Origin of the sequence: Paenibacillus lycopersici (genome assembly GCF_010119935.1) — a bacterium.
GTDB classification, from domain to species: Bacteria; Bacillota; Bacilli; order Paenibacillales; family Paenibacillaceae; genus Paenibacillus_Z; species Paenibacillus_Z lycopersici.
Genome location: NZ_CP048209.1, coordinates 2,438,113 through 2,452,969 on the forward strand (window position 1 = coordinate 2,438,113; position 14,857 = coordinate 2,452,969).

Here is a 14,857-nt window from a genome sequence, read left to right on the forward strand (position 1 = left end):
ACGATGACCAAACGCATAAAACTACGCACGCTGCTGGTCGGGGGGTTCATTACCCTCCTTTTTGTTTTCCTTGTCGGCCGCATCTATTGGGTGCAGGTGGTGAAAGCGGATTTCTGGACCGAGAAGGCAAAGGAAGTGTGGGCGAGATCGGATAAGCTCATTCCGGAACGCGGCACGATTACGGACCGCAACGGCAACGTGCTGGCGATGGACGTCACGGCCTATACGATCGCCGTCAACCCGCAGACCATTCATGACTTGCAGCTCGGGGACGTCATCGTCACTAAGCTCAGCTCGGTGCTCGGCATTTCGCAATCCTATGTGCGCGGCGTCGTCGAAGCGAAGCAGGACAACGGGACGTTCTTCAAGCAGCGGGAGCTGCATAACGGCGGCTGGAAGATCGACAAGGCCGTGGCGGACCGGATCGTCAAATTCCGCGATCAGCTGATCGAGCAGACGAAGCATAAGGACGTCGGCATCTACCTGATCGACGAGAAGAAGCGGTTCTATCCGAAGCAGACGCTTGCCGCCCACGTGCTCGGTTACGAGAACAAGGAAGGCAATGCGGTCATGGGGCTGGAAGCGTCGCTGAACGATCAGCTGCGCGGCACGGAAGGGTATATCAAATACGAGAAGGACGGCAACGGCATCATTATCGATAACGGCAACGTGGACATCCAGCCCGCGGTCGACGGGAAGAACGTCAAGCTTACGCTCGACATGAACATACAGAGCTATATCCAGGAAGCGCTCAAGGAAGCGTACGACAAGTATCAGCCGAAGAGCATCACGGCGATCGCCGCCGATCCGCAGACGATGGAAATTCTCGGCATGGCCAGCCTGCCGGATTTCAATCCGAACACGTACTGGACGGCGCCGCAGGCGAATTTCTACGACCATGCGATCAAGTCGCTGTACGAGCCGGGCTCGACGTTCAAGATCGTGACGCTGGCCGGCGCGGTGCAGGAAAATATTTTCAATCCGAACGAGCAATACAAATCGGGTTCGATCAAGGTACCGGGCGATACGATCCACGATATCCATCAGAATTGGGGGACAATCACGTTTCTCGAAGGCTTGAAACGGTCGAGTAACGTGGCCTTCGTCAAGCTGGGCTATGAAGGGCTGAAGCCGGAGAGGCTGATGAGCTACATCAACAATTTCGGCTTCGGCAAGAAAACCGGCATCGAGCTGCCCGGCGAAGCGGCCGGTCGCGTAAATCCGCATTATCCGGTCGAGTACGCGACCGCCGCGTTCGGCCAAGGCAAGGTGCAGGTGACGCCGATCCAGCAGGTCGCGGCCGTCGCCGCCATCGCGAACGGGGGCAAGCTGCTCGTGCCGCATCTGGTCAAGGAAATCGACGACCCGGTGACGAAGAAAGCGGAAGTGACGAAGCCGCAGACCGTCCGACAAGTCGTGACCGAGAAGACGGCCAGCCAGGTCGACGAATATTTGGAACAGGTCGTATCCGACCAAGAAATCGGTTCCGGCAAGAACGCGTATATCGAAGGCTATCGCGTCGCCGGGAAAACCGGTACGGCGCAGAAGGTAATTCCGGGCACCAACAAGTACGCGGATGACAAATACGTCCTGTCGTTCATCGGCTTCGCGCCGGTCGGCGACCCCAAGGTCGTGCTCTACATCGTCATGGACGAACCGAACGACCGGCTTGCTTCCGGGGGCTCGGCGGTTGCGCCGATCTTCAAGCAGATCATGCTGCAGAGCCTGCGCCATCTCGGCGTTCAGCCGATCCGGACGACTAACGAGTCGGAGGACGACGGCGCGAACAAGGAGCTGACGATCGCGGTTCCGGACGTGACGAAGAAGACGCTCGCGGATGCCAAGAAGGCGCTTGACGCCAAGAAGCTCGGCTACGTCGTCGTCGGCACGGGCGGCACGGTGCTGAAGCAAATTCCGAAAGCGGAATCCGCCGTCGGCACGGCCCAGAAGGTGTACTTGCTGACGCAAGAGACGAGCAAGCTGGCGACGCCGAACATGAGCGGCTTGCCGCTTCGCGACGCCATGCAAATATGCGCGAACCTGCAGCTGCGCTGCATCGCCAGCGGCGAAGGCTTCGTCAAGTCGCAGACGGCGGCGAAGCTGAACGGCAATCCCGTGCTGACGCTGAACCTGTCGCCGCCGGACGAGGAATTGATCCGGCAGGCCGACGGGGAGGCCGGCGAAGGCGGAGATGCGGATAGCAATGCGGCCGGCAAATCCGGCAATATGAAAGGTTAGCCGGGAATATAGGCGGCCGGCCGCGCTTCACGAGGCGGCGGCCGGATGGCGATAGCCGCTCGTTCAAGGGGATAGCTTGTTCTATCTCCTTTTCTTTTCGAATAGGCTTGGAGTAGGAGACGGTTGGACGAACGTTCCCGTTTTACGAGCCTTTCGGAGGGATGACGGATGAAGGTTTCCAGCGTAACGATCAGGCGCCGGTTGTTCACGGCGCTTCTCATTGGCGTTCTTATGTTTACGCTTCTGGCGGGAAGGCTTGGCTACGTGCAGCTGTGGAAGGGCGAGGAGCTCGCGGCCAAAGCGGAGGATTCGTGGCGCCGGGAAATCCCGTTCGCGGCCAAGCGCGGCGAGATCATGGACCGAAACGGCAGCCTGCTTGCGTATAATATTAGTTCGCCGACCATTATGGCGATTCCGGCTCAAGTGAAGGACGCGAAGGACGAAGCGGCCAAGCTGGCTGCGGTGCTGGGCATGACCGAGGATGCGGTGTATCAGTCGATCACGAAGAAGCAGCTGATCGTGTACATCAAGCCGGGCGGACGCAAGATCACGGCCGAGAAGGCACAGCAAATCAAAGATTTGAATCTCGCGGGCATCGTCGTAGCGGAAGACAACAAGCGGTATTATCCGCTCGGCACCTTCGCTTCCCACGTGCTCGGCTTTACCGGGGTGGACAATCAAGGCTTGACCGGCATCGAAGCGAAATACGATTCGCTGCTGCAGGGCATCAACGGCAATGTCTCCTTCTTGTCGGACGCGAAGGGCGACCGCATGCCGGGTTCGTCCGATACGTACTCGGCGCCGAAGGACGGGCTGAATCTGGAGCTGACGCTCGATAAGCAGATCCAGACGATCATGGAGCGCGAGCTCGACCAGGCGATGGCCAAGTTCCAGGCCGACGACATCATCGCGATCGCCATGGATCCCAATAACGGCGAGATACTGGGCATGGCCAGCAGGCCGTCGTACGATCCCGCCAAGTATAAGGAAGTCGATCCGCAAATCTACAATCGCAATTTGCCGATCTGGATGACATACGAGCCCGGTTCCACGTTCAAAATCATTACGCTGGCCGCGGCGCTGGAGGAAGGCAAAGTCAACCTGACCCAGGATCATTTCTTCGATCCCGGCGCGGTGGAGATCGGAGGGGCGCGGCTGCGCTGCTGGAAGAAGGGCGGCCACGGCAGCCAAACCTTCCTCGAGGTCGTGCAGAACTCCTGCAACCCCGGCTTCGTCGCCCTGGGTAACCGGCTTGGCAAAGACAAGCTTTTCGAGTATATTAGAAACTTCGGCTTCGGCAAGAAAACGGGGATCGATCTCGGCGGCGAGGAGAACGGCATCATGTTCAAGATGAGCCAGGTCGGACCGGTCGAATTGGCCACGACGGCATTCGGCCAAGGCGTATCCGTGACGCCGATCCAACAGATTACGGCTGTTTCGGCGGCGATCAACGGGGGGACGCTGTATAAGCCCCATGTCGCGAAGCAATGGATCAATCCGGATACGGGCGAAGCGGTCAGCACGGTAGAGCCGGAGGTCGTCCGCAAGAACGTCATCTCCGAGCAGACGAGCGCGCAGGTGCGTAATGCGCTGGAGAGCGTCGTCGCCAAGGGCACGGGGCGCAACGCCTTCATCGACGGCTACCGGGTCGGCGGCAAGACCGGTACCGCGCAGAAGGTCGTGAACGGACGCTATTCCCCGAACGAGCATATCGTGTCGTTCATCGGCTTCGCGCCGGCGGACAATCCGAAGATCGTCGTCTACGTCGCGGTCGACAACCCGCAGGGCATCCAATTCGGGGGCGTCGTCGCCGCGCCGATCGTCCGCAACATTCTGGCCGACGCGCTGCCGCATCTGGGCGTGCAGCCGAGCACGAAGCAGATCAATAAAGATTATAAATACGGGGAAACGCCGATCGTGACCGTTCCGAATCTCGTCGGCAAAACCGTATCCGATATCTATGAGGATTTGAACATGAACTTCAATCTCTCTTCCGCCGGCAGCGGCGATACCGTCATCCGGCAGTCGCCGGCCGCCGGAACGCGCGTCGACAGAGGGTCAACCATCCGCATATATTTAGCCAAAGACAATGATGAAAGCGAAAATCCCTGACTATAATGAGTAGTGAGTATCGATTGTTGGCACAGGCTGCGCACGGCGCTGCCGCCGCTCTCGGCGGCTCGCACGGCCTGGTCTCATGGGAGGGGACGAGAGCGATGCGGGTGGAACAGCTGGCCTCACTGCTGCTTACGGCTGTCCTTATCGGAGATGGGGAAACGGCAATCGCCGGGATCGAAACCGATTCCCGGCGCGTGATGCCGGGGGATTTGTTCATATGCCTTCGCGGTCATCGCGTCGACGGGCATGATTACGCCGCGCAGGCCGTAACGGACGGAGCCGCGGCAATCGTCGCGGAACGGCCGCTGGCGCTGCCGCGCGAGGTTCCGCAGATCATCGTCAAGGACGGCCGGCACGCGATGGCCGTTCTGGCGGACTATTATTACGGGCAGCCGAGCCGCCGCTTGAAGCTGATCGGCGTCACGGGCACGAACGGCAAGACGACGACGACGTATTTAATCGAGCGAATTCTGAAGGACGCCGGCCATTCGCCGGGCGTGATCGGTACGGTGGAGATGCGTTACCGGGACCGGGCGCTTCCGATGTCGGGCACGACGCCGGAGGCGCTGGAGCTGCAGCGTTCGCTGCGCGCGATGGCGGACGCGGGGGCGGATTATTGCGTCATGGAGGTGTCCTCGCATGCGCTGGAGCAAGGCCGGGTGAAGGGCTGCCGGTACCGGACGGCGATCTTCACCAATCTGACGCAGGACCATCTCGATTATCACGCGACGATGGAGCGCTACGCGGCGGCCAAGGCGCTGCTGTTCAGCCGCATGGGCAATGAATTCGCCGTCCTGCCCGAGGACCGGCTGTTCGCGGTGCTGAACGCGGACGATCCGGCATCGCCGGGCTACGCCGACGCGACGGCGGCGGAAGTGGTTACGTACGGCATCGAACGCGATGCCGACGTGCGGGCCTCCGGCGTGCGGATTACGGCGCACGGAACGGCTTTCCATGTGGAGACGTTCGCGGGGGCCGCGGACATTACGCTGAAGATGGCGGGCAAATACAATGTCTACAATGCGCTCGGCGCGATCAGCGCCTCGCTCATCGAAGGCATTCCGCTCCGCCGAATCAAGGCCAGCCTCGAAGCGCTGCCGGGCGTGCCGGGACGGGTGGAGGCGGTCAACGCGGGCCAGTCCTTCGCCGTCATCGTCGACTACGCGCATACGCCGGACGGCCTCGAGAACGTGCTGAAGGCGATCAAGGAATTCGCCGTCGGCCGCGTCATCTGCGTGTTCGGCTGCGGCGGCGACCGGGACCGGACGAAGCGCCCGCTCATGGGCGCCATATCGGGCCATTATGCGGATTACAGCTTCGTCACCTCCGACAATCCGCGCACGGAGGATCCGCTGCGGATCCTGGCCGACGTGGAAGCGGGCTTGCTGCGGGACGGCGTTCCGCGGGACCGCTACGAGCTGCTCGCCGACCGCCGCGCCGCGATTCAAAAAGCGGTTGAAATGGCGAGCCGTGACGATGTAGTATTAATTGCGGGGAAGGGCCATGAAACCTATCAGGACATCCAAGGGGTCAAAACCGATTTTGACGACCGGGAAGTGGCCAAAGAAGCGATAAGGAGTCTTTCATTGTGATCAAACGACCATTAGAAGCGATTGCCGCCCTATGCGGCGGTACGATGCTGAACGATAGCGGCGGCGCCGAGATTCACGGCGCCTCCATTAATACGAGAACGATCCAGCCCGGAATGCTGTTCGTGCCAATTCTCGGCGAACGGGTCGACGGCCATGATTTCGTCTCGAACGCCTTGTCGGCCGGGGCCGGCGGGGCGTTGTGGCAGCGGAGCAAAGCGGTGCCCGGCGACCTGTCGGCAGCACCGCTTATCCTCGTTGACGACACCGTCGAGGCGCTGCAGCGGCTGGCGGCGAACTATCGGGACGAGCTTGATTTGCTCGTCGTCGGCGTAACCGGCAGCAACGGCAAAACGACGACGAAAGATTTGGTGGCTGCGGCATTGTCGGGTTCGTTCCGCGTACATAAGACGGAGGGCAATCTGAACAATCATCTCGGACTGCCGCTGACGGTGCTCGAGCTGGACGAATCGATCGGCGCCGTCGTGCTGGAGATGGGCATGAGCGAGTTCGGCGAAATCGATTTCCTTACGAGGCTGGCGAAGCCCGACGTCGCGATCATTACGAACATCGGCGAATCCCATATGCTGCAGCTCGGCTCGCGCGCCGGCATCGCGAAGGCGAAGCTGGAGATCGTCGCGGGACTACGTCCCGGCGGGCTGCTGCTCATCAACGGCGACGAGCCGCTGCTGCTCGAAGGGATACGTTCGGCGCAGCTGCCCGAAGGCGTTGAAGTGCAAACTTTCGGCCTGAAGAACGAAAGCCGCTGGCAGGCCGAAAATATAACGGGCGACGCGGTATCGTCGCTGTTCGACGTGAAAGGCGTGGCGGAGCTGCAGCGCGTCGCGCTTCCCGTCGCCGGACGGCATAACGTATCGAACGCGCTTGCGGCGATCGCCGCGGCGAAGAAGCTCGGCGTTCCGGCGGACGTGCTCCGCCGGGGGCTCGAGCGGCTGCAAATGACGAGCATGCGCATCGAGCCGGTTCGCGCGCACAACGGCGCCATGGTGCTGAACGATGCGTATAACGCCAGCCCGACCTCGGTCCGCGCGGCGGTCGATCTGGTCGCCGGCCTTACGGGCTACGGGCGCAAATGGCTCGTGCTCGGCGACATGCTGGAGCTCGGACCGCAGGAGAACGAGATGCATGGCGAAGTCGGCGCGTACATTACGCCGCTGAAGGCGGATGCGGTGCTGACGTTCGGCGCGTTGACGCGGCATACCGCGGCGGAAGCCGCCAAGCATTTTGCCGCGGAAGGGCTGGCGGGGCGCGTTCGCGCGTTCGACGATAAAACGGAGCTGACGGCATGGCTGCAAGCGCAGCTGGCGCCGGAGGATCTTGTACTCGTGAAAGGATCGCGCGGCATGCGCATGGAAGAAATCGTCCATGCCTTGCAGCGCGCGTAGAGGTGAATCATGGACGTTAAGGTCATTCTTCTGTCAATCGGCGCTTCATTCATGCTTGCGGTTCTATTCGGGCCTTTGTTCATTCCGCTGCTGCGGCGTCTGAAGTTCGGTCAAACCATCCGCACCGACGGTCCGCAGAGCCATTTGAAGAAAACCGGCACGCCGACGATGGGCGGGATCATTATTCTGCTCGCGGTACTGCTCGCTTTCTTGAAATTTTCCGATAAAACGAATGCGTTCTGGGTGCTGCTCATCGCGTGCTTCGGCTTCGGGCTTGTCGGATTTCTCGACGATTATATCAAAATCGCGTTCAAGCGCTCGCTCGGCTTGACGGCGTTCCAGAAGCTGTTCGGCCAATTGTTGTTCTCGGTCATCATCTGCGTCATGCTGCATCATATGCATCACAGCACGTCGATCGGCATTCCGGGTACGTCGACTTCGATCGATATCGGCTGGTTCTATTATCCGTTCGTTGTTATTATGCTTTTCGCCACGTCGAACGCCGTCAACTTTACGGACGGCGTGGATGGCTTATTAGGCGGGACAGGCGCCGTCGCCTTCACGGCGTTTACGATTCTCGCGCTGCATGCCAGCGAGCATGAGTCGGCGATATTCTCCGCGACGATGATCGGCGCGCTGCTCGGCTTCCTCGTGTTCAACGCTCATCCGGCCAAGGTGTTCATGGGCGACTCCGGATCGCTCGGCATCGGGGGCGGCATGGCGGCGGTGGCGATTTTGACCAAAACGGAACTGCTGCTGATCGTGATCGGCGGAGTCTTCGTGCTGGAGATGCTCTCGGTTATTTTGCAGGTCGGCTCGTTCAAGCTCCGAAAGGGCAAGCGGATCTTCAAAATGAGCCCGATCCACCATCACTTCGAGCTGTCCGGCTGGAGCGAATGGAAAGTCGTGTCCGTGTTCTGGTTCGTCGGAATCGTGTTCGCGGCGGTCGGGGTGTTTCTCGGACGGTAGTTATTGGGCGTGGGCTGATGGCGCTCTCCGCGGTCGGTTCGGGTTTCCATGCGGTTGCTCCGTTTCTCCGGTCGCTCAGTTTTCAAGTTCCGTGAGGGAACAAGGCAGTGAAGCTGCCGATGATTAACATCGGCTCGAGAGTTTAGCGAGAGTATGGACGGAACAAGCGGGCAAATCTTCCGAGCCGTCTTCGGGTGCAGGTAACCAGACATACAGGTAACGCTGGCGCGTCTGGCATGAAGGCATCCCGGGTGAGTTCGGGCAGGCTGGAGCTATCGGTTATCGGCGCTCTCGCAAGGACATCGGGCCTGCGCCGTACCAGTGCAGGAGCGCCTCTGGCGCACCAACGTTCTTCTGGACGCAGTCACCCAGGTAGCACAGGCGCACCAAACGTAAAGACTGTCCCGCAGGGACAATCGGCCGGATGGAGCAATGTGCCAGCGGCGCGGCATTCTAACGAACTGCACGCGCCTTATATGGATGAACAGGATGCCGTTGGCATCGTAACGAATCTGAAACGTCTTATATCGTAGTAAAAGGCTCACAAGTAGGGCTGAACGGCGATATAAGAACGCTGGAGTTCGTTAGGATGCGAGAAACCGGTGATATTGGCGAATAGCGTGAACTGAGTTCGTTAGCGGCGTTGGCAACGGGACATCGGGCCTGCGCCGCACCAGTGCAGGAGCGCCTCTGGCGCACTTACGTTCTTCTGGACGCAATCCCCAGGTAACACGGGCGCACCAATCGTAAAGTCTGTCCCGCAGGGACATCGGGCTTAACGCCGCACCAGTGCAGGAGCGTCACAGGAGCACTTACGTTCTTCTGGACGCAATCCCCAGGTAACACGGGCGCACCAAACGTAAAGACTGTCCCGTCATCAGGAACACAGGCGCCCTAAAAAGTAAAGTCTGTCCCGCAGGGACATCGGGCCGGATGGAGCAATGTGCCAGCGGCGCGGCATTCTAACGAACTGCACGCGCGTTATATGGATGAACAGGATGCCATCGGCATCGTAACGAAACTGAAACGTCTTATATCGTAGTAAAAGGCTCACAAGTAGGGCTGAACGGCGATATAAGAACGCTGGAGTTCGTTAGGATGCGAGAAGCCGGTAATACTGGCGAATAGCGTGAATTGAGTTCGTTAGCGGTGCTCTCGCAGGGACATCGGGCCTGCACCGCACCAGTGCAGGAGCGCCTCTGGAGCACCAACGTTCTACAGGACGCAGTCACCCAGGTAACTCGGGCGCATCAAACGTAAAGTCTGTCCCGCAGGGACATCGGGCTTAACGCCGCGCCAGTGCAGGAGCGCCTCTGGAGCACTGACGTTCTACCATCCGGGTGTCCAGAGGGTGGAACCCTCGGGATCCCCCTTTCAAAGGGGGATTTAGGGGGATTGTCCTTCGGGTTAGGGGCTTGCCCTTAGAATTTGAAGGTTTGTCCTTAGGGTTCCCTTTGGGTTAGAGGTGTGTCCTTAGAATCAGGGGATTTTCCTTTGTACAAGATAATTATTGTATATTAGATTACTAATTCGTTTATTAATATGATGATCTGAATTGGGAGCGCAGAGGGCAGCGCCTTCGCATCGCTAAGGGAGCGCAGAGGGCAGCGCCCTCGCATCACCAAGAGAGTCCGGCGGACAGCACCCTCGCCCAGGCATAAGATGTACTTTGACTCATTCCAGCCGGACAGCCGGCAGCAAACTGCGATCGCAAAACAATAAGGAGTGACACTATGAAACACCCATCCTTATACAAGGATCAAAAGGTTATCGTGCTCGGCCTGGCCAGAAGCGGGGTCAGCGTCGCGAAGCTGTTCCACAAGCTCGGCGCGAACGTCACCGTCAACGATATGAAGGATCGCCAATCAAGCCCCGAAGCGGACGAGCTGGACGCTTTGGGTGTTTCTGTTATTTGCGGCAGTCACCCGGACGACCTGATCGGACCGGACACGGCGCTCGTGGTCAAGAACCCGGGCATTCCGTATACGTCGCCGCCGGTGAAGCAAGCGGTCGACCTGGGCATCGAGGTCGTGACGGAAGTGGAAGTCGCCTCCCTGCTGTCGCCGGCGCCGATCATCGGCATTACCGGCTCCAACGGCAAGACGACGACGACGACCTGGATCGGCGAAATGCTGGAAGCCGCCGGCCTGAAGCCGATGGTCGCGGGCAATATCGGCACGCCGTTATGCGAGGCGGCGCAAGTCGCGGAGCCGGACAATTGGATCGTCGCGGAGCTCAGCAGCTTCCAGCTGAAAGGCACGACGAATTTCCGTCCGCGCATCGCGTTGCTGCTCAACATTGCGGAAACGCATCTCGATTACCACGGGGACATGGAGGATTACAGCGCGTCCAAGGCGAAGCTGTTCGCCAATCAGACGAAGGACGACACGGCCGTGCTGAACGCGGACGACCCGTTCTGCCGGGATCTGATGCAGGGAGGACAGCTCAAGGCGCGCATCATTCCGTTCTCGACGACGCAGGAGCTGGACTACGGCTTATGCGTGACGCCGCCGTATCCGGCATCGCTGACGGAACCGGAAGGCGACGCCGCGCGCCGGATCGTATGGCGCGACCTCGAGGGCGGCGAACGGGACATCTTCCCCGTCGCGGAGCTCGGCATTCCGGGCCGCCACAATGCGGCGAACGCGATGGCGGCGATCGCGGCTTGCCTGGCGGCGGGCGCTTCCGCGGCTTCGCTGGCAGAACCGCTGCGCGAATTCCGCGGCGTCGAGCACCGGCTCGAATACGTGTGCGAACGTGCAGGCGTGGCGTACTACAACAATTCCAAGGCGACTAACCCGACGGCGACGATCATCGCGCTGCGTTCATTTGCGCCCCGCATCGTCCTGATCGCGGGCGGGCTCGACCGCGGGTCGGATTATATGGAGCTGCTGCCGCATTTCCGCGATCAGGTGAAAGCCGTCGTAACGCTCGGCGAAACCCGCGGCAAGATCGCGGCGGTCGCGAGCAAGGCAGGTTTAGCGGCCGTCAAAATCGTCGAACCTGAGGAGGATGCCGAGAGCACGCTCCGTCTTGCGGTGCAAGAAGCGGCCGCCCTTGCTGAGCCTGGCGACACCGTATTGCTGGCGCCGGCCTGCGCAAGCTGGGATATGTTTAAATCCTATGAGATCCGGGGCAGCATTTTTAAGCAATCGGCGCATAACTTGTAAGTAGGGGGCTCGTCCCTACTTCAGCTTGCAAGAGGTGTTCGCCTTATGGCCAAAGCAAGGTCCGCCCCGGACATGTGGATGATTATCGCGATTCTGCTCATACTTGCCATCGGACTCGTCATGGTGTACAGCGCCAGCGCCGTGCTGGCGTTTCATGATTTTGGGGACAAGTTCTATTACGTGAAGCGTCAATTGCTGTTCGCGGCGCTCGGGGTCGGGGCGATGATCGTCACGATGAACGCGGACTATTGGATCTGGAAGAAATGGGCCAAGTTCGGCCTGCTCGCCTGCTTCGGCCTGCTGCTGCTCGTGCTTGTTCCCGGCATCGGGGTCGTGCGCGGCGGCGCGCGAAGCTGGCTCGGCATCAGCTCCTTCGGCATTCAGCCGTCGGAGTTCATGAAGCTGGCGATGGTTATCTTCCTGGCTAAATTACTGTCCGAGAAGCAGCAGGCCGTGACGCAGTTCATGAAGGGCCTCCTGCCGCCGCTCGGCATCCTCGGCCTGGCGTTCGGTCTCATTATGATGCAGCCGGATTTGGGCACCGGCGCGGTCATGATCGGCGCGTCGCTGCTCATCATCTATACGGCGGGGGCGCGTCTGCGTCATCTTGGCTCCCTGGCGCTCGTCGGCGTCGCCGGTCTCGTCGGCCTGATCGCCGCCGCGCCGTACCGCCTGCAGCGGATTACGGCCTTCCTCGATCCGTGGGCCGATCCGCTCGGCGCGGGCTATCAATCGATCCAATCGCTGTATGCGATCGGACCGGGCGGCCTCGTCGGCCTCGGCCTCGGAATGAGCCGTCAGAAGTTCAATTATTTGCCGGAACCGCAGACGGATTTTATTTTCTCGATTCTGTCGGAAGAGCTCGGATTTATCGGCGGCGCGGCCATTATTCTGCTGTTCGGCATTCTGTTATGGCGCGGCATGCGAACCGCGATCGCGGCGCCCGACACGTTCGGCAGCCTGCTGGCGGTCGGCATCATCGGCATCGTGGCCGTTCAAGTATTCATCAACATCGGCGTCGTCATCGGCATGCTTCCCGTAACGGGCATCACGCTGCCGCTCGTCAGCTATGGCGGCTCATCGCTCACCCTGCTGCTGACCGCGCTTGGCATTTTGCTTAATATATCCCGTTATTCGAGGTGAGTGTTCCTATGCGTATCGTATTATCGGGCGGCGGAACCGGCGGCCACATCTATCCCGCGCTTGCGATCGGCAAGCAGGCGATGGAGGAGGAGCCGGGCTCGTCCCTGCTGTATATCGGTTCTCCGAACGGATTGGAGAGCCGCATCGTTCCCGCTCAAGGCATCGCCTTCGAGCCCGTCGAAATTACCGGCTTCAAACGGAAGCTGTCCTATGATAATGTGCGCACCGTGCTGCGGTTTCTGCGGGGCGTGCGCCGCTCCAAGGCGCTGCTGCGCAAGTTCAGGCCCGACGTCGTCGTCGGAACCGGCGGCTACGTATGCGGCCCCGTGCTGTACGCGGCGGCCAAGCTGGGCATTCCGACGCTGATTCACGAACAGAATGCGATCGCGGGCTTAACGAATCAATTCCTGTCCCGTTACGCGGACACCGTCGCGGTCAGCTTCGAAGACGCGCTGCCGCAATTCAAGCGTTCGCGCAGCACGATCTATACCGGAAATCCTTGCGCGACGAACGTCGTGCGCGCCGATAAGAAACAAGGCTTTGCCCATCTGGGCGTCCCGGCCGGCAGCCGCATCGTCCTGCTGGTCGGCGGCAGCCGCGGGGCCAAGGCGATAAACGATGTGATGGTGGACATGGTGCCGCTCCTCGGGCGACTGCCAGACGTCCATTTTGTGTTTGTTACCGGGGAAAGCTACTATGAACGGACGATGGAGCGGATCAAGGCCGCCGCGCCGCGGCTGCCGTCCAAGCTGATCGTGCTGCCTTACCTGCATCGGATGCCGGAAGTGCTGGCGGCATCGCAGCTCGTCGTCGGCAGGTCCGGCGCTTCTTCGCTGGCGGAGATTACGGCGCTCGGCATCCCGTCCATCCTGATTCCGTCGCCGAACGTCACGAACAATCACCAGGAAGCGAACGCGCGAAGTCTGGCGGACGCGGGAGCGGCGGAAATGATCATTGAACGCGAATTGAACGGTGCGGCGCTGTTCGAACGAATCGGCCGCATCATGATGAATAGAGACGTCCATAAGCAAATGGGCGAGGCGGCACGGGGACTCGGCATGCCGGATTCGGCGGCGCTGATCGTAGGCGAGCTGAAGCGGCTGACGCGGAAGTAGCCCCATGCCTGTCAGATGGGCGATTGTCACACTCCAGTGCGGGAAGGCATAGTATACAGCATAATCGTGACCGTCATCCGGAGGGCTTAAATCCCGGCTTCGAGGCAGCGCAAGATCTGCCCGAAACGCCAGGGAACGGGCCGCCCGGAGGAACGGACGCGCCTGGAGGTTTCAATCGCTTGCAGCAGAAGGAGGTACGGCAGATGGAGCAGTTTTTGGCAGAATTACGCACGATCGACGCGGGAAGCGTCAAGTATAACGAACCGCTGGCAGCCTATACGACCTGGAAGATCGGCGGTCCCGCGGACGTGCTGATCATTCCGGATACGCAAGACCAACTGGTAGCGGTCATTCGGTTGCTGCGCAGCTACGGGCTGCCATGGACCAATCTCGGACGCGGCTCCAACTTGCTTGTCAGCGACAAAGGCATTCGCGGCGTCGTCATTCAACCGGGCGAAGGATTCGATTATGTGCGATTCGATGGCAACCTCGTTCATGCGGGCGCCGCTTATTCCTTGATCAAGCTGGCGATGCTGGCCAGCCGGAGAGGATTGTCGGGCTTGGAATTCGCGGGGGGAATTCCGGGTTCGGTAGGCGGGGCCGTCTATATGAACGCAGGCGCTCACGGGTCTGATGTGTCACGTATATTCAAATCAGCTGACATTGTGCTGGAAACAGGGGAATTGGTTCGCTTCGGGGCAGAGGAAATGTCGTTTTCCTATCGTCATTCCTGCCTCCACGACAGACCGGGCATCGTGACAGGCGCCGTATTCGAGCTGGAAGAAGGAGACCGGAATGAAATCTCGGCCGTATTGGCCGCGAATAAACAACGGAGACTCGACACCCAGCCGTTAACGCAGCCATGCGCAGGAAGCGTATTTCGCAATCCGCCGAACGATCATGCCGCAAGGCTGATTCAAGAAGCCGGGTTAAAGGGTATGCGACAAGGCGGCGCAGAAGTCTCCACGCAGCACGCCAATTTCATTGTCAACACCGGGCAAGCGACAGCTGAAGATGTCCTCACCCTCATGAAGACCATACAGCAGACCATTAAGGAACGATACGGCATACAGCTGGTGGCGGAGGTATTGGTTGTGGGTGAGCGGTAA

Annotated in this window: 9 protein-coding genes; all 9 read left to right on the forward strand. The window is 60.2% G+C overall.

Annotated elements, in window-relative coordinates; genetic code table 11:
• The first annotated feature begins 3 nt into the window (after positions 1 to 3).
• The 9 genes from GXP70_RS10595 (at position 4) to murB (ending at position 14,857) form a co-directional block, all read left to right on the forward strand.
• On the forward strand, positions 4 to 2,238 hold the full coding sequence (locus GXP70_RS10595; protein WP_162356485.1) for a penicillin-binding transpeptidase domain-containing protein: 2,235 nt from the start codon (positions 4 to 6) through the stop codon (positions 2,236 to 2,238).
• 168 nt (positions 2,239 to 2,406) lie between these two features.
• Positions 2,407 to 4,350: a stage V sporulation protein D gene (locus tag GXP70_RS10600; RefSeq protein WP_162356487.1), complete on the forward strand. Its 1,944-nt coding sequence runs from the start codon at positions 2,407 to 2,409 to the stop codon at positions 4,348 to 4,350.
• Between the two features lie 104 nt (positions 4,351 to 4,454).
• Complete coding sequence (locus tag GXP70_RS10605; protein WP_162360415.1) at positions 4,455 to 5,948, forward strand: UDP-N-acetylmuramoyl-L-alanyl-D-glutamate--2,6-diaminopimelate ligase; 1,494 nt, start codon at positions 4,455 to 4,457, stop codon at positions 5,946 to 5,948.
• Positions 5,945 to 7,351: a UDP-N-acetylmuramoyl-tripeptide--D-alanyl-D-alanine ligase gene (locus tag GXP70_RS10610; RefSeq protein ID WP_162356489.1), complete on the forward strand. Its 1,407-nt coding sequence runs from the start codon at positions 5,945 to 5,947 to the stop codon at positions 7,349 to 7,351. Before GXP70_RS10605 ends, GXP70_RS10610 begins: the two co-directional genes overlap by 4 nt.
• Before the next feature lie 9 nt (positions 7,352 to 7,360).
• Complete coding sequence (mraY, locus tag GXP70_RS10615; protein ID WP_162356490.1) at positions 7,361 to 8,320, forward strand: phospho-N-acetylmuramoyl-pentapeptide-transferase; 960 nt, start codon at positions 7,361 to 7,363, stop codon at positions 8,318 to 8,320.
• Between the two features lie 1,733 nt (positions 8,321 to 10,053).
• The gene (gene murD / locus GXP70_RS10620) at positions 10,054 to 11,490 is read left to right on the forward strand and encodes a UDP-N-acetylmuramoyl-L-alanine--D-glutamate ligase (protein WP_162356492.1); all 1,437 of its coding nucleotides are present in this window, start codon (positions 10,054 to 10,056) and stop codon (positions 11,488 to 11,490) included.
• A gap of 45 nt (positions 11,491 to 11,535) precedes the next feature.
• Entirely contained in the window at positions 11,536 to 12,633 is a 1,098-nt protein-coding gene (gene spoVE, locus GXP70_RS10625; protein WP_162356493.1) for a stage V sporulation protein E, read from the forward strand.
• Between the two features lie 8 nt (positions 12,634 to 12,641).
• Entirely contained in the window at positions 12,642 to 13,748 is a 1,107-nt protein-coding gene (murG, locus tag GXP70_RS10630; RefSeq protein WP_162356495.1) for an undecaprenyldiphospho-muramoylpentapeptide beta-N-acetylglucosaminyltransferase, read from the forward strand.
• A 203-nt stretch (positions 13,749 to 13,951) separates the two neighbouring features.
• Positions 13,952 to 14,857 carry a UDP-N-acetylmuramate dehydrogenase gene (gene murB / locus GXP70_RS10635; RefSeq protein WP_162356497.1) on the forward strand — a complete coding sequence of 302 codons (906 nt, stop codon included), beginning with the start codon at positions 13,952 to 13,954 and terminating at the stop codon, positions 14,855 to 14,857.